The following is a 15,281-nucleotide window of genomic DNA, read 5'->3' as shown; positions in this document are numbered from 1 at the left end:
TATTTATTCAACAAACAACGACCTGAGGGCAGACCCAAGGCGATGTCCGGCTTGATATGCAGTGTCGGCGAGCTTATCGATGCCTTCAACGACAGAATCAATGATGTCACTGACTTCACCACTTCCGCAAATCATTTGAATTTCATCAAATTGTAGTTCCTGAATCATGTGGATTTTGTCCTTAATACTATTTTTTTGCTGGCTCTGTTTCTTCTGGGTTTCCAGCAAGGCCATCAATTAATCCACCGACAGCATTCGCAGCGATAATACCAGCAAGGATACCTCCAGCAATTTTGACTACTGGAACTATTAGAGGTACCAGAACCACGGGCCCGCCACCCACTTCAGAAATTTCATCAAAGCTTAGTTCATGAATACCGTTTTCATACACGTCATTATGACTAATATATGTCATTATGATATCTCCTTTATCTGAATGTAAGCGACGTTACTTGGCTTACGCTCTGATTGTGATCAAAATTCGGTTTCAAACAACTACTTCATCGGCCTAGCACACCGACAATGGGCAGAGGTGGCACGATGCGAAGAGGATGTGGCCCATCAAAGACGCTCTACGATCGCTGGAAGCGGTGGAGCGACAAAGGCATCTTCATCCCCATGATGGAAGGCCTGCGACGTCGCAGGCGCCCGCGCGCAAGACGATCATGATCGCCGCGACCTGCCCGCGCTATCCGCGGCGCCGATCAGTGGAACGCGTATGTCAATGGTCGCTGCAAAAGGGGTGCGGTGGCAAAAGCGCTGGCTACGCTACACCTCTGATCTATCCTGACAGCAATTCGCCAACCGGTTCAGGACGGAACGTCGTTCCGGACGGCTTCGGCTTGACGCGGTCGAAGCGCACACAAAAAAGCCCGACCCTCGGAGTGGGGAGGACCGGGCTAGTTTTGATGGCACACACAAGTTTGTCCATGCCAAGTTTCGGCCCTGCGCCGCGGGTCGCGGCGTCGCAGAGCCTGGCTACTATAACCCTGACCTATGAAGGTAAAATGAAGCTGGTGGTATCTCTATAGGCTGCTTGTTCCGGTCACCGGATCAATCCATCGAGATGGCACATCGGCTCAGATCGGCGATTGCTTGCTTGTGAACCGAGAAGCGCAGTTCAGAGTTGGTCGTGGTGCCCGCGCTCTCTTCGCCTGGAGCACATAAACGCTGCGTTACCCCAAACCGCGCCGCCGCACGGGCTACCGGAAGAGCTTGCCGAAAAAGGGCCGAAGCGAATTTTGCCGCTCCGACCCCGGCGGCGTATGCCGCCGATGATCGGGTCGCGTGATCAACGGGCGATGTGCGCAGGATGCATGTTGCCTAGGGGGCAGGTCGGCTGCCGGTCTACCCAACATCTTTTTGGGGCGGGCGATGGTTTATCCTCCGCACGAGGTCGTAACATTTGCGAAATTCGACCGAGCCACTTGAACAACCGGTGGAAGGGACAGCGCTGGGGCACACGACGCAACGTTGAAGCCTCGGCAAGCCGAAGCCACCCGCTGCAGTGAAGGGCGCGCCGAGGATGATTTGATGACGGAATTGTTTGAGGCCCACGTCTAAGATGGGTTGTTGGCGATGCTGCAGCAACGCGGCGCAAGGTGACACGCAGCTGTCACCTTTAAGATCGCCGGCAGTCCACGCGCGCCGAGAAGCAATCGTGATTTCGCTGTCTTCCCGTCAGGATGAGCGGGGCTTGGCAGTCAGGATTTTCCTGCCTGCTCGGCGCGGCGAAGCTTTCGAGCCGTGCGGTCGTGATGAATCGCTGCCTCGCGAAGACGGCGCGCCAGAAAAGGGTCTCCGCAACGGCTAGCCTTCGCTCGGGCCACGCGCGCGAGCTGCTCAAAGTAGATTGAATCGCGCGGCGGTTCCATGCGGTGTTTCTGTCACGACGACATCACGAACTGCCCAAAGCCCAGCCTGGCCCCAAAGGCGATATGGATACGAGCAATCGTCGCAAAAGGGGCTCAGGTCATGCCAGACCCGAGCCCCCCGATGTCCAATGCCGAACGTCAGTCCGGTCAAGCGTAGCGAACGCTGATCTTCTGGCGGCGGCGTGAGCGCATCGCTGCACCCATTGCCCCCAGTCCAAGCAGCATCATGGCCCAGGTACCCGGCTCGGGCACCGCTGCGGCCGTGTCGAGCGCGATATTGGCGGTCGAGTTACGCCCCCAAACGGTGCCAGCGAAATCGAGTCGCAGCACACCATTCTGGATCGTCACATCAGATTGGCCAAAACCGAGGATCGAAGAATTAAGCAAGTTGGCACTGGTGAATGCCTTCGACAGGTCCGCAAGCGAAACGATGGTCTGCGTCAGGAAGAGTGCCCCGCCCGAAATGTTGGTAATCCGCAGTCCGCCGCCGTTGAAGTTGAGTCCAATAGCCGGATTGGGCGCGGCACCGACAACAAACTCGCGACCGCCACCCACAATCGCCGAGTTGGTAAAGCAGGAATAGGTCGATCCCGCACCGACCTGCGCACAGGTTACCGTATCCCCGATCAAAGTCGCTGCTTGAGCAGGCGAAGCCGAAAGCAAAGCTGCGAACGAACAAGCGATCCAAAGTCTTTTCATAATACCCCCGTTAAGATTTCTTAACATTTGTAAGATTTCTCGGCGCGAGTCCATGCCCTGCTGCTGCCAGACTTTAGAAGTTGTTTCGTTTTGGAACGGTTCTGCAATTGCCGCCTACATTTGCTGCAAGGCGCGTATCAAAGCCACAAGCCCGGGGTTGCGCCGAGCGGCAATACGAAGATTGCACTCATTACCTGCATCGGCCTGATCAGAAGCTCGCCCGTTTCACCACGCTTGGACATCGGCGCGATGTCGTTCCGCCAACAGGGCGTCGAACATTCCCCGCCATGGCGGCAACACAGCTAGATGGGTGCAAGCCCCTTGATCCCATGCCGCGCCGCGCATTTGAGAGAATCGGATTATACGCACTTTGACATGGAATTCGGCGATTTCGCGGCACCAGGAAGCCTCTCGCCTAGGTCGCGGGTCATGGCACCGCACCATTGGCGCCCAGGGCAACAGTGGAAACGGCGGATTTGCCCATTCGCGCTGGGATATCTGGTCGACTTGGGTTTACGGTAGAACGGCCAAAGAAAGCGAAAAAGTCGCCTTCGTTGATGGTCTAACCGCGATGTCGGCACATGCGGGGGCCGTTGGAGAGAGCACACCCAAATATAGATGTCTTAATATGAACCAAGTTTTTATACAGAAAGGTTAACAAAGAATTGATCAGATGGCTCTTCCCTGCCATCGCTCTGATGACTGGTCTTGGGCGCGGGCTGAGTCGTTGAATGCTCACATCCGATCGACTGAGGGGAACATCATGACATTTCGTACTTTAGCCGCGGCACTCGTCCTGCTGCTATTCGCCACGCCGGCCCATGCAGCATCTTACGTCAAGGCCGATTTCTCTTCGGGCGTGTTTGGGGGTGACGCGAATGTGCGCGACCCGCTGCGCGATCCGTTCTTCCCGGGTGACACATTCACCGGCAGTTTCGTATATGATCAAGACCTGATCCCGGCCGCGGGGTCGGGCTTCGTCAACGTCTTCTTCAACAGCTATGCTGATATTACGAGCATTCCCGCTGCTGACGCCTTCAAGTTCAACTTTGGTCCCTATGTGTTCACCCTGGCCGACGATCCGACGGCAATGGTGCAATATAATAATGGCGCCTTTAACGGCTTTTTCTTCAACACCATCTTTACGCTGGAGGGTGTGAACTACCTGTTCAAAATGAATGGCGGCACGATCACGGTCAATTCGGCGGCAGATCCTTTCGGGCAGCCCTTTCTCAACGGCTATACGAACATCGGCAATCAGGCCTTGGCCAATGCCACGCCTTACACGATTGCCTCACCGGGCGCGGTTCCTGAGCCGGCAACGTGGGCCATGATGCTGCTCGGACTGGGCTTCGTCGGTGGGGTGCTGCGGACACGCCGCCGTCAGTATCGTACCGCTGCCTACGTTTGAATTCAGCGCTGGACTGAGGAACCGCCGTCAACGGACGGCGGTTCCCCCAAACATATCTTCAGACTATCGAACCAATTGGACGAGCGACCGACGCTAGCGCGTCCACCGGAGCATCTCCTGGTTCAACACGTCGCTCTCCGCCCTGTCCGGCAACGTCGCCCCGCCTATTTTCGAGATCGTTCTCGTAACCGATTGCTCCACCCCGGTGGATTGGTCGACATCGGAAATCTTTAGTGTGTCGCGCGACGCGCCGTTTGCCGAACCGGCGAAGAACATGCCGCACAAACATCGGCAGAGCGCCAATGTGTCGCGCTCACACAATGCGATAGGCGGCAGAAATCAGCAGCCTCTGGCCGTTGCATAAGCGCGTTTGCTTGAGGCTCGACAGTCACAGCCTGCCTGTTGACGACCCTGATGAAACGCCATTCGCAAGCGCCAACAATCTATCCGGATTTATGAATGAGCACTCAGCCGCAGTGAATGCAATACGCAGCGATAAGCTTTGTCGCGCCCGAACTGCCAGGCCTTCAGCATCCTGACTTTGGCGGTCGTTCAAATTCCCAGCTCGAATGTGCAGGCCCCGACCACGGCGAACCGACATGAACGCCCGAACGCGAATTTTGGTACGAACCAAGATTCTTACAAAGAGAATAGACAAGGCGGGTCGACCCGACCCGAGCCATTATCAATGAACCTGCCGTCGTACTTAGCCGACGGCAGGGCCGCGCGGGATTTAGGTCAGGCCTTAATCAGGCGAGTTGCGGACTGAGCGGTGGTCCGGCGGCGCATTGCACCGCCAATCAAGCCAATGCCAAGCATCATCATGGCCCATGTCGCAGGTTCCGGAACAGCTGACACCGATACATTGTCCAGCGATGCACCAAAGGATCCTGTATCGAGTGACGCAAAGGACAACGTGGTCGATGTGCCAGGGCCGGCGGTAAACTGGAAATTATAGTTCTTCCACCCCATGTTGTTTGGCGCGCTAAATCCGGTGGTGTCGAAGGTGAAGACCGAACTGACGTTGCCCGCACCGACCCGGACAGACTTGGTGGTGGGGTTACCGTCGGTGTTACCCGCCAGCCAGAAGCTGATGTTATATAGCTGCCCCACGACGGTATCGAACGTCTGCTGAATTCCGCCTTGGCCATTGCCATTCAGATCAATGCTGCGCGAGCCCTGCTGCGCCGACCAATAGCTGCCGATATAATCGACGCTGTTGCCCGTCACGACCCAGCCGTTGATCGAGGTCGAGTTACCCCCGGCGACGGTCGCGAAGCTCGGATTTGTCAGAGTGCCGTTTTCAAAACTGCCATTGACAAGCGTGGCGGCACTGGCGCTGGCCGGAACCAACGCGACGGCGGCGACTGCGGCGAAAATGCTGCGCATATTTCTCTACCCCTTCAGATGGACCTGTCGCCTTGCTCGACCCGTACGATCAATTTCAAGTCAACGATTCGTTCTGCTGCATCGCACAAAATGGAATTTTTAACCAGTTGTTAAGTGTGCTGTAGGCGAGCAAATTGTCGAAAAATCGCGTCATCTGTCTCATTGTGAAACGATTTATGACCTCGAAAATCAAAAATCTGGCTATCGCGGGTCACCCCGCGCTTCCAGATCTGTTGATCGCTAGCAGATGCGCCGACCCGCAATCTCTGTCTGTTCGATCACCTCGTCAGGCGTCGGCACCAGAGTCGGCTGCGCTGAGACAATAAAGCCGCGCACCGTCTGCCGGCCCTCGTCGATCCTCGCCGTCGACCTCAGCAATCCCCGCTTGCTCAAAACTCGACGATGATTCGAACCTTCTCGGGAGCCACACCCGTGGCGCGCGCGATCTGCTCCCGGCTCGCATCGATCAGATCGTGGATCATGTCGGGCTGGGGATCGACGAGCAACTGGGACACCGGGACGCCGAGCAAATGGGCAAGGTCGGCCAAACGGTCCTCCTTTGGACGGGCACGACCCTTTTCCCAGCCCGAAATCGACGGGCCGCTCACGCCAAGATGTTCGGCCACATTGGTCTGGCTCAGGCCTTTCGCCTTACGCAGGCGCTTCAAATTCGCGGCAAAGCTGGAACTATGCGGCCCGACCGGAACGGAGTCTTGTTCGACGACGGATGACGGCGGCGATGCCTCTTCGATAGCAATAGCACTTCTCAACTGCGCCGCGCTCAGCGCCGCAGGCGAAATCGGCGCGTCGAACTGGCAACCGAACATCCGACCGCTCACCCAAACCAGCGTCGCGGGGACCACGCCCGCATGCGGAAGATCGATGTCGATGCGGTCGCGGATCGCTAGCGACGCTTCGCATTCGATCAGCAATCCTGTTTCGGAGATGTTATGAATCGTCACGGGCACATCGGCGCCTGACGCATGAGCGCCGCGGACCTCCAGCATCAGTTTGCGGCGCTTTGCCCGGGTTGCCGCTGACGACCTTGCGCCTGATTCAAAATATGCAGAAATAGCCATGGTCCTGTTATCGGCCACACGGTGTTAAAACCGTCTTAGCGCCCGAATGGAAACCAGGATATTTCGGCCAAAATGTTCGTCCGCAAATGCACCGGGTGCCTCCGGCGACAGTCCGACAGCGGCGATACAGGGCGTTGTCCGGTGCCAATGGCGACGGCCCGAGATTCGGGGTCTGCCTCTCTCACGCGCCGAGCGCCAATGGCAAATCGGCCGTTCTTCAGGCCACAATGTCGGGTCCGGCCCGACCAGTATATCTGTGAACCCCGGCGATCAGTTCAACGACCGACGCAAGACCTGCAAGCATTTCGGATGCCGCGGCGTCGATAACGCCGTCGGGGGGTTCATAACGTTCGAGGTATATGCGCAGCGTTGCCCCCTCAGTCCCGGTTCCCGAAAGCCGAAAAACTGCCCGTGATCCGTCGGCAAAGAAGATACGCACGCCCTGGTTGGTGCTCGAAGAGCCGTCGACGGGATCATCGTATGTGAAGATGTCCGCCAGGGTCACCGCAAGATTTCCAAAGGTGGTGCCGGACAGGCTAGAAAGTCCTGCCTTTAGCGCATTCATCAGATTTTCGGCGTCCGCGACTGGCAAATTTTCATAATCGTGGCGTTCATAATAGTTGCGCCCGAAGCGCGCCCAATGTGCGCGCGCCAGCGCATCAACCGATATCTTCCGAACCGCCAGGATGTTGAGCCACAGCAGCACCGCCCAAAGTCCGTCCTTTTCGCGGATATGGTCGGATCCGGTGCCAGCGCTTTCCTCACCACAGATTGTCGCCATCCCGGCGTCGAGCAGATTGCCGAAATACTTCCAACCCGTGGGCGTCTCGAAACAGAGAATGCCAAGGTCGGCGGCGACCCGATCCGCAGCGGCGCTCGTCGGCATCGACCGGGCGATGCCGCGCAGGCCGCGCGCGTAGCCGGGCGCGAGATGAGCGTTGGCCGCGAGCATGGCGAGCGAATCGGAGGGGGTGATGTAACGGCCGCGCCCGATGATCAGATTGCGATCGCCATCGCCATCCGACGCCGCGCCAAAGTCGGGTGCCGCTTCGCTCATCATCAGCGCATACAGATCGTGCGCGTGCACCAGGTTTGGGTCCGGGTGGCCGCCGCCAAAATCTTCGAGCGGGACGGCGTTGCGCACCGTTCCCGACGCAAAGCCCAAGCGCTTTTCGAGCAGCTCGACCGCATAGGGTCCGGTCACCGCATGCATGGCATCGAACGCCATGGTCAAGCCCCCGGCCACCGCACCGCGAATCGCGGCAAAGTCGAACAGCTCTTCCATGAGGTCGGCATAATCTTGCACCGGATCGATGATCTCGACGTCCATCGAGCCAACACGATGTTGTCCCACCTGATCGAGGTCGATGTCGGAGCTATCCTCGGCCAACCAGCGATCGATCGTCAACGTCCGGGCATGGACCATATCGGTGATCGCTTCGGGTGCCGGGCCGCCGTTGGCGATGTTGTATTTAATCCCGAAATCGCCGTCGCGGCCCGCCGGATTGTGACTGGCGGACAGAATCAGGCCGCCGCTCGCCCCATATTTGCGAATCAGATGGCTGACCGCCGGCGTTGAGAGGATGCCGCCGCGGCCAATGATGGCGCGGGCATAGCCGTTGGCCGCGGCGATACGGATCGCCTGCTGAATGACCGTCCGGTTGTGGTAGCGACCGTCGCCGCCGATCACCAATGTGGCGCGATCCGGACGTGCGACCACGTCGAAAATGGATTGCAGGAAATTCTCGGCATATCCGGGCTGCTCGAACACGCGCACCTTATGGCGCAAGCCAGAGGTACCCGGCTTCTGATCGGCGAATGGCCTGGTTCGGTAACTGATCGTCGGCACTTGTTAGCTCCCGTGGCAGAAATCGTGTCGAGCGAAGATTTTTGCGTTTGGCGGCGATGACCCACCAAAACCGGCCTGGATCACAGGCCACGCCGTCAATTGTACCGGCCGCTCAGTCGATCAAGCGGGGACGATCATCGACGAGCCGTGGTTCTGCCACGTCGCCTTTCAGCTTGTGGCTGGGCAACACGATGCCGCTGCCGCTCTCGGCAATCACGCCGCTCGGCGCCGAGCTGAGTTCGCCGCGCAAGGGCGCCTTCAGCCCAGACGACGGGGGCGGGGCAACCGAAACCAGGGGTTCGGCAGCAAGCGGGATACTGGCCAAATCCAAGACTCCCGGAATGGCGGACGAGCCCAGCAAATAGCCGGACAGATTGGCGGCAGCACCGGCAGGAATGAGTTCCGCATTGGCATAGCGATTAATGAACGCGCGCGCGGTGCCGTTATTGCCGCTCCAGCGATAGAAAATGTGCGAGCCGACCGTCCGCAGCTTGGTGAGGCTGCTGCTCCAATAGGGCACGACATAGGTGGTGTGGTAATGGGTGGCATAGCCCACCGACGGTTCGACATAGCCGGACAGGGCGGCGGTAGCGACCGATCGGGCACGCAACCAGCCGCTCGCCGAGGGTCGACGGCGCAGCGATCCGTCGCAGGTGAAGGTGAACTGGCAGCCGGTGGTGCGCTGCGATCCCTGAAAAACGACGCCGCAGACCGAGTTGGGATAGGCGGGGTGGCGCATGCGGTTGAGGATCACCTGCGCCACCGCCCGCTGACCCGTCGCGGATTCGGACGCCGCCTCATAATATATCGCTGCCGTCAGGCAATCGACCGCGGAGAGTTGGGCGGCGCCAGCGGTTGCGGGGGCCAAGATCGCAAAGGGTTTGGCCGGCAGGATCGGCTCGTCGGATTCGGGAACCGCGGCATTGATTTCAGCGGCTTGCAAGGGTGCGATCCCCTCGCGAAACTTGAAAGCTTCCGGTTCGGGCGGTGTCCGCAGCGCAAGCTCTCGCGAATTGCTCGGCTCATGCCAAAGGGTCGCAGACGGCAAAGTCGACGCATAGATGGCCGCAACCGCGGCAAGCATGGCCATGCCGCACGCTACCAACAGGGCAACCGCACCCCATGATTTGCGGAATCGAGACATGGCGTAGTTCATTACCGGATGGTGCCTAAGAAAAGCAAAAAGGGCCGACCGTGTCGGCCGACCCTTCTGCTAGTTTCGAAGTAGGCCGCAGTCGCGTTCAAGCGAACTGAAAGCGGACCTGGGTCTTTTGACGACGACGCATCGAGAAACCGACGGCGCCAAGGCCGAGCATCATGAGCATCCAGGTGCCCGGCTCGGGAACGGCCGAGAAGACGCCGGCAAAGCGCAGACCAGCGGGGTTGCCGCTGCCACCTGAATCATTCTGGACATTGAATTCCAGCGTGTTCGAACCGCCCGCGAGATTGACCCACTGATTGAGGGCCACGCCGGAACCACTGAACTGCGACGCCAAACCGGTATTATTGGCATAGATGGTGGCGCCATTCAGAACGATCGACAGTACGCGGTTATCCGACCAGAAATTGCCCGTCAGTGTCGCGACCGTGGCGATCTGGCTGAGCGTGAACGTCGTCGAATAATTCACGATGCCAACCGGCGCGCTTTCGTTGCCGTTGCTGCCGTTAACTGCCGTGATCCAGCGGGCGCCGTCGGCATTGCCGTTCTGGCCGGCGGGCGAGCCGCCCGAGAACCACGCATTGTTGATCACCGACGGAATATAAGCGAGCGATTCGCTCGCGGGCCCGCCAACAACCCAATTCGCGTCAGATCCACCGAGCGTGCCCGTACCAGTATTGACGTTTACGGTGGCTGCAGCTTGCGCCGCGGTTGCGGGAAGCGCGAGCGCTACCAGCGAAAATGCAAGAGCGAGTGTAGTTTTCATGTTGAACATCCCCATCTTAAACTGAAACTAAATAAAGCTGGCACAAAGGCCCTTAGAGCGGCGGAGCGAACTGACGAGCTTTCTGGCCCAAGCTGTCCGGGAAATAGTAAATCAGGCTGCGCGAGCAGCAATTGTCGGAGATTTATTCATCCTATTCCCCTTAATTCAGTAGCTCCGCTCCCCGCTGGACAGTCCAGTGGAGTGGAGTCACCTCGCAGACAGACCCAGTCCCATTCGAGCGGGAGGGCATCGCGACACGAACCCCTTCGCCTCGGGAATCCCAACAAGCTGGAATCCCGATGCAAAAGACGACCCGATGTGCGCGAAACCCGCAGTGGGTCTGTTGCCCACTTGCGAGTGGCAGCTATTGATGATTCGTTAAGAAATGTCAACGTGCTGTTAAAGCGCTAACATCTGCGTCGGGATTCAGTTCCGGTGTTTTTTCGGGCCCAGATGCCGCTGATAATTTTAATTGATTGACATCAGTATGTTAGGTCAGCTTTTGAATCTGCGGACGGTGCAACCTCGTCGCTCGCTCAGATTCTTGTTTCAATGTGGGACATTGATGACTGAAGACGTGTTAAAGCCGCCTTAAGCGGGCTTCTTCCCATAAGTAAGCTGCGGCCACACCGCAATCCATTGCGCTTAAGTATCCTAATTTAATGGATAAATTCTCATCTTCCGCGGGGTCTGAGCGATAGGGGCGCTCGGCGTCGGTCTTAAGCGGATCGGCGAATCCAGTTAAGCGTGTCGACCAAGCGGGATGCAGGCGGCGACCGAGTCGCGATCATGTCTTGAGGGTTTGCAGGACCGGTGATCGGCGCGTGGCACCAGTTTGCGATGAGGCATGTCGCCCCGATGCGCGGGTTCACGAAGTCCAGTACTTGTTAGTCGCTGTAATAGCCGTCGTACTTGCCACCATAGCCGTACGGATCGCCGGAGCCGCCGGTAAAGCGATTGAAAATTGTGCCCAGAAGCGGGGTCGGATGCAGCAACTGCATCGAGCTTTGCAGCTGCTTCTTTGTCGTGACGCCCTGCTCAACGACGAGCACAATGCCGTCGAGCTGCTCGGCCACCAGCATTGCATCGTCATTGGCAAAAACGGGCGGCAGGTCGAAAATCACGATCGCATCGTCACCCAGCGCGCGTGCACGCGCCACCAGATCCAAAAGCCGGTCGCCGACCATGAGTTCGGCGGAACTTACCTGGGCCGGAAATGTCGGATACACCACGAGGTTGCTGGTGCCGATGCGCCGCCCGATCTGGGCAAGTGTCAGCTCGTCACCGAGCAAATATTCGGTGACGCCCTCAGGACCCTCCAGACCGAAGATATCGGCAATCGTGGCACGGCGAAGATCGAGATCGATCAAAACCGTCCGGCGGTTTGACAGCTGGCTCATCGACGCGGCAAGATTGGACGCGACGAATGATTTGCCAGCGTTGGGAGCCGGCGAGGTGATCCCGATCAAGCGGCCGCCGGTTTCTGCAAGCTTCTTGATGAGTTGGGCGCGCAGCAGATTGAAGGGGCGCGAACGGGCGTCTTTCGATTCAAAACCAACCAGCTTGGGACCGATTTCCGGCTGCTCAACGTCGGCAACTTCGCCAATTCCCGGCAACGGCAGAACGGCAGGCTGCCCGCGCAGCGGGTCGGGGAGATTGGTCAAGCTGTTCATCGATCCGTTCTAGCTGTTCGCGCGCTGCAATAGGCGACCTCGACCGGGCAGAAAAGCGAGTAATCGCTGAATCCGTGTCTTCGGTGCCGACGCCGCGGGGTCGATCGTGGGAATGGACACCAGCGGCATTTCGCCCGTCACTGACCGAATGTCGAGCATGTCCCGGATCGGCCGATAGTAGAGCTCGACCAGAAGGATAAGGAACAGCCCGAACCCCAACCCGAAAGCAAGCCCACCCGCGATCAGCAAGGGCCGATTTGGCGAATTCGGATCCTCAGGCACGACGGGCGGATCGATCACCGACAGCCGCTCGCCCTTTTGCTCGCTTTCGGCTTTGGCGCTCGCCTGCGCCGCCAGCAGCCGGGTCGAAACGCTCTCATATTGTGTGTTTAGCCCCTCCAGCTTTTGTTGCTGCTGGGCGATCTGTTCCTGAACGAGCGGGGCGCGCGCCTGTGCGCTTTGTGCGGCCGACATGCGACCCATTTCCTGCGCCTTCACTGACTGAAGCGCGGCAATCTGGGCGTTATTCGAAGCGATCTGCTGATCGATGGTGTCGGCGGGTCGCTTCGCCTGATTGCTGTCGGCGAGGCGGCGCGCCTCGGCCAACCGCCGCTTGGCGATGCCGATATCGGGATGGCCATCGGAATAACGCGCCTGCGCGGCGGCGAGTTCGGCTTCGGCACCTGCAACCAGCGGATCGCGCTCCGCCGCCGATTTACGTGCTTCGCGCTGCGCCGCAAGAAGCGCATTGTCGCGCTGCAGGGCGATGATCTGCGCGTCATAGCTGCCGCTCGTTCCGCCCATCACCATCATGCCGGGATTTGACAGTGCGAAGCCGTTTTGCGCCTTGATCGTTTCGATCGACGATTCGAGTTCCGCCATCTGGCTTTGCAGCGCGGTCGCCTGATCGGTCAAAAACTGAACCGTGTTGGTGGCTTGTTCGGAGCTTCTGGTGGCATCGATGAGCAGAATCTGCTCGGTCATGTCCTGCGCAACGGCTTGGGCCGGGGCGGGATCCTTATAGTCAAAGCTCAAGGCAAAAGCGATCGTCGAGGACCGCCCCGCCGAGGCCCGCTGCAACTCGGCCGACACCGTTTCGATCGTCGTCGAGCTACGCATCTTCTCGATGATCTCGGACAAGGATTTGCTCGACCGTTCGTCGGTATAGAGCCGATGTTTCTGGATCAGCTCGATCAAGCGGGGCCGACTGAGAACCTGCTGACGGATCTTGGCAATACGCTGGTCAACAATGTCACCATCTTGCGCCCCGACGACGTCCTCGGGAAGCTGCGGCGATTCAACGAGCAGCGTGGCTGTCGAGCGATAGACCGCGGGCAGGGTGAAAGCCGCCACAACCCCCGCGATAAAACAAAGGATCGTCGGAAAGAGCAGCCAGCGGTAACGCTCGCGGATAATGGTCGGAAGATGTGCAAGCAGATTGCCGCCTTCTTCTTCGTCCCGTTCGTACCGATCGCTGCTCATCGCGTATTTCCGAATTGGAACGTGATTCCCACGGCTCCCTGAATGTTCGACCGCCGTGCGCCGATATCGTCCGACGTATCTGAATAACCCGCACTCGCAAACAGGCGGGTTCGCTCATTGAGCAGGCGTTCGTAACGCGCATAACCCCGGATGCTTTCGAAATCTCCACCAACTCCGGCCAGCGGTGCCGAAGCCACCGAGTAGCTACCGCCGAGCTGGACAGTTTCGCGCTCCGACAATCGCAAGGAATAGGTGGCGCCCGCCGACGTCTGCTTTCGCACGCCGCCGATGGCGGAGGGCAGCACCTGGCGCGAGCCATTGACGCAGAAATTGCTCAACGATCCCTTGTAACAGAGCGTTGCGTTGCCGGCAAAAGTCGTCGACGTATCGCGACCGACGGCAAGGTTCGTCCGGGTAAACGACAGCCCGAAACTTCCCGACGCCTGAAGCCGCGATCCCAGCATGGCACTCACTGACAATTGGGGCGACAGCGTCTTGGCATCGCCGATGCGCGTATCCTTGAAGTTGCTGACGCTGGCATCGACAACGCCGCCGATCGTGAAACCGTCGTTGATGCGGCGCGAATAAGCGAGGCGCTGCGACGCATAATCGGAATCTTGCAGTCGCGCCGCACCGTAGCGATTGGCGCGTGCCGAGCTCGACCAACGAATTTCGTCGAATTCGCTGGGCGTGTAGCGCAAAGACACATCGGCTGCGGCCTGGTTCCGGCGCTGCCGGTCGCCCAGCAATGTGATGTCATTGTCGATCGGGAGGGGGAGATCGTCGGGGCCAAGCTCTTCGCCAGTGCCGATCGGGCCGACGAAGTCAGTGGTCGATACGCTGCTCGAAATCGAGAAATTGGCAGTCGCATCCAGGCGTTCGTTGATGCGGTGGCTGGCGGCGACATTTGCCGACAGGTTCTGCGCCGAATCGTAACGGCGCATATATTCGACATGCTCGACCCGCCCCGATATTTTAAGGCTGCTGATGCCGTCCGACCGATAGACGCTGGGCGCCAGTTCGAGCCGGAACGAGGCAACTTCCGTGTCATCACCAAAGGCGAGGAACGGGTTGCTATCAAAGGCCGTCGATGCCGTAACGGACACATCGCTCCCCGTCTGTGCTCCGGCGGGAACGGCAGAAAGCAGCACCACGGCGCCCGCCATCACAAGAAAGCGGATCTTCACCCCGAGACTCGGGTCGCCTGATGTAATGGACATCCTCATGGCACGATGACGGTATCGCCGCTTTCGATCATCGGAATCGCCCGCACCGCGTCCGCACTGATCGATTTGCTCCGCAGGATGCCAGAGAGGCGCGCGGGGATCGTCACCAGACCGCCATCGGTTTTGCGAATGATGACGATGCTGTCGAGACTGGCAAATTCGTCGGCGCCGCCTGCGAGACTCAGCGCCTCGAGCAACGTCACATAGCGGCCGGGGGTAAAGGTCCCCGCCGATTTCACTTTGCCGATCACCGAAAATTGCAGACCGGCGGGACTGCGAACCGCGACGGTTACATCGGGGACATTGCCATCGACATATTTGCCCGCCAACCCGGCCGCAATGAACTGCTCGATTTCCTTGGTCGTGCGGCCGGCACCCTGAATGGAGCCGACGAGGGGAAAGCTTATCGTGCCGTCCGGCAGGACCCTGACCGTCCGCTGCAGCTGGTCCTCGCGCCACACATTGATTTCAAGCTCGTCGCCGGGATTGATGCGATAGACGGGAAGATTGGTTCCGGCGCGCGGCGCACTCGCCGCCGCCGGGGCGGCCTGCGCCGCGGCCGACACGAGAATGTGAGCGCCTGCCGGGGCCGCGCACAGCGCCGCGCCAAGACAAAACAATGCTGACGCAATCTTCACTTATCACCTCTAACGGAAACGCTGCCCCCAGCAAAT

13 protein-coding genes and 1 pseudogene are annotated in these 15,281 nt (G+C 59.0%); 2 read left to right on the top strand and 12 right to left on the bottom strand.

Annotated features, from left to right (window positions below; genetic code table 11):
- Positions 1-3: 3 nt before the first annotated feature.
- A complete protein-coding gene (locus B4F07_RS10270) occupies positions 4-234 on the bottom strand; it encodes a hypothetical protein (protein WP_293701141.1) in 231 nt (76 codons plus the stop codon).
- Positions 188-415 (bottom strand): hypothetical protein, encoded by a 228-nt coding sequence (locus B4F07_RS10265; RefSeq protein ID WP_293701142.1) that lies wholly within the window; start codon positions 413-415, stop codon positions 188-190. Before B4F07_RS10265 ends, B4F07_RS10270 begins: the two co-directional genes overlap by 47 nt.
- Positions 416-521: 106 nt before the next feature.
- Here B4F07_RS10265 and B4F07_RS10260 point away from each other — a divergent pair.
- Positions 522-680, top strand: a pseudogene (locus B4F07_RS10260) (IS5/IS1182 family transposase); the annotation flags it as partial.
- A 1,341-nt stretch (positions 681-2,021) separates the two neighbouring features.
- On the opposite strand, the gene B4F07_RS10255 reads toward B4F07_RS10260, so the two are convergent.
- A complete protein-coding gene (locus B4F07_RS10255; protein ID WP_293701143.1) occupies positions 2,022-2,627 on the bottom strand; it encodes a PEPxxWA-CTERM sorting domain-containing protein in 606 nt (201 codons plus the stop codon).
- Between the two features lie 709 nt (positions 2,628-3,336).
- On the opposite strand from B4F07_RS10255, the gene B4F07_RS10250 reads away from it, so the two are divergent.
- Positions 3,337-3,984 carry a PEPxxWA-CTERM sorting domain-containing protein gene (locus tag B4F07_RS10250; RefSeq protein ID WP_293701144.1) on the top strand — a complete coding sequence of 216 codons (648 nt, stop codon included), beginning with the start codon at positions 3,337-3,339 and terminating at the stop codon, positions 3,982-3,984.
- A gap of 738 nt (positions 3,985-4,722) precedes the next feature.
- Here the strand turns inward: B4F07_RS10250 and B4F07_RS10245 are convergent.
- From B4F07_RS10245 to B4F07_RS10205, 9 genes are all read right to left on the bottom strand, one after another.
- Complete coding sequence (locus B4F07_RS10245) at positions 4,723-5,373, bottom strand: choice-of-anchor C family PEP-CTERM protein (protein WP_293701145.1); 651 nt, start codon at positions 5,371-5,373, stop codon at positions 4,723-4,725.
- Positions 5,374-5,762: 389 nt separating this feature from the next.
- Positions 5,763-6,452, bottom strand: coding sequence for a helix-turn-helix domain-containing protein (locus B4F07_RS10240; RefSeq protein WP_349681324.1), 690 nt, complete (start codon positions 6,450-6,452; stop codon positions 5,763-5,765).
- 217 nt (positions 6,453-6,669) lie between these two features.
- Positions 6,670-8,301, bottom strand: coding sequence for an alpha-D-glucose phosphate-specific phosphoglucomutase (locus B4F07_RS10235; RefSeq protein ID WP_293701147.1), 1,632 nt, complete (start codon positions 8,299-8,301; stop codon positions 6,670-6,672).
- 112 nt (positions 8,302-8,413) lie between these two features.
- Positions 8,414-9,244 carry a cell wall hydrolase gene (locus tag B4F07_RS17410; protein ID WP_349681323.1) on the bottom strand — a complete coding sequence of 277 codons (831 nt, stop codon included), beginning with the start codon at positions 9,242-9,244 and terminating at the stop codon, positions 8,414-8,416.
- Positions 9,245-9,542: 298 nt separating this feature from the next.
- The gene (locus tag B4F07_RS10225) at positions 9,543-10,226 is read right to left on the bottom strand and encodes a PEPxxWA-CTERM sorting domain-containing protein (protein WP_293704748.1); all 684 of its coding nucleotides are present in this window, start codon (positions 10,224-10,226) and stop codon (positions 9,543-9,545) included.
- Between the two features lie 887 nt (positions 10,227-11,113).
- On the bottom strand, positions 11,114-11,899 hold the full coding sequence (locus B4F07_RS10220; protein ID WP_293701149.1) for a CpsD/CapB family tyrosine-protein kinase: 786 nt from the start codon (positions 11,897-11,899) through the stop codon (positions 11,114-11,116).
- 9 nt (positions 11,900-11,908) lie between these two features.
- Positions 11,909-13,381 (bottom strand): GumC family protein, encoded by a 1,473-nt coding sequence (locus B4F07_RS10215; protein ID WP_293701150.1) that lies wholly within the window; start codon positions 13,379-13,381, stop codon positions 11,909-11,911.
- Complete coding sequence (locus B4F07_RS10210; protein WP_293701151.1) at positions 13,378-14,607, bottom strand: hypothetical protein; 1,230 nt, start codon at positions 14,605-14,607, stop codon at positions 13,378-13,380. The genes B4F07_RS10215 and B4F07_RS10210 overlap by 4 nt, the downstream gene beginning before the upstream one ends.
- Positions 14,604-15,245: a polysaccharide biosynthesis/export family protein gene (locus B4F07_RS10205; protein ID WP_293701152.1), complete on the bottom strand. Its 642-nt coding sequence runs from the start codon at positions 15,243-15,245 to the stop codon at positions 14,604-14,606. Before B4F07_RS10205 ends, B4F07_RS10210 begins: the two co-directional genes overlap by 4 nt.
- Between the last annotated feature and the right edge of the window lie 36 nt (positions 15,246-15,281).

It is taken from the genome of Sphingopyxis sp. UBA6723 (assembly GCF_002454115.1).
Classification (GTDB): Bacteria; Pseudomonadota; Alphaproteobacteria; order Sphingomonadales; family Sphingomonadaceae; genus Sphingopyxis.
This window is presented reverse-complemented; position numbering and strand designations above follow the sequence as displayed.

Coding starts and splice junctions, on each gene's coding strand:
- B4F07_RS10270 (WP_293701141.1), bottom strand. CDS start 234: ATGGCCTTGCTGGAAACCCAGAAGAAACAGAGCCAGCAAAAAAATAGT.
- B4F07_RS10265 (WP_293701142.1), bottom strand. CDS start 415: ATGACATATATTAGTCATAATGACGTGTATGAAAACGGTATTCATGAA.
- B4F07_RS10255 (WP_293701143.1), bottom strand. CDS start 2,627: ATGGACTCGCGCCGAGAAATCTTACAAATGTTAAGAAATCTTAACGGG.
- B4F07_RS10250 (WP_293701144.1), top strand. CDS start 3,337: ATGACATTTCGTACTTTAGCCGCGGCACTCGTCCTGCTGCTATTCGCC.
- B4F07_RS10245 (WP_293701145.1), bottom strand. CDS start 5,373: ATGCGCAGCATTTTCGCCGCAGTCGCCGCCGTCGCGTTGGTTCCGGCC.
- B4F07_RS10240 (WP_349681324.1), bottom strand. CDS start 6,452: ATGGCTATTTCTGCATATTTTGAATCAGGCGCAAGGTCGTCAGCGGCA.
- B4F07_RS10225 (WP_293704748.1), bottom strand. CDS start 10,226: ATGAAAACTACACTCGCTCTTGCATTTTCGCTGGTAGCGCTCGCGCTT.
- B4F07_RS10220 (WP_293701149.1), bottom strand. CDS start 11,899: ATGAACAGCTTGACCAATCTCCCCGACCCGCTGCGCGGGCAGCCTGCC.
- B4F07_RS10215 (WP_293701150.1), bottom strand. CDS start 13,381: ATGAGCAGCGATCGGTACGAACGGGACGAAGAAGAAGGCGGCAATCTG.
- B4F07_RS10210 (WP_293701151.1), bottom strand. CDS start 14,607: ATGAGGATGTCCATTACATCAGGCGACCCGAGTCTCGGGGTGAAGATC.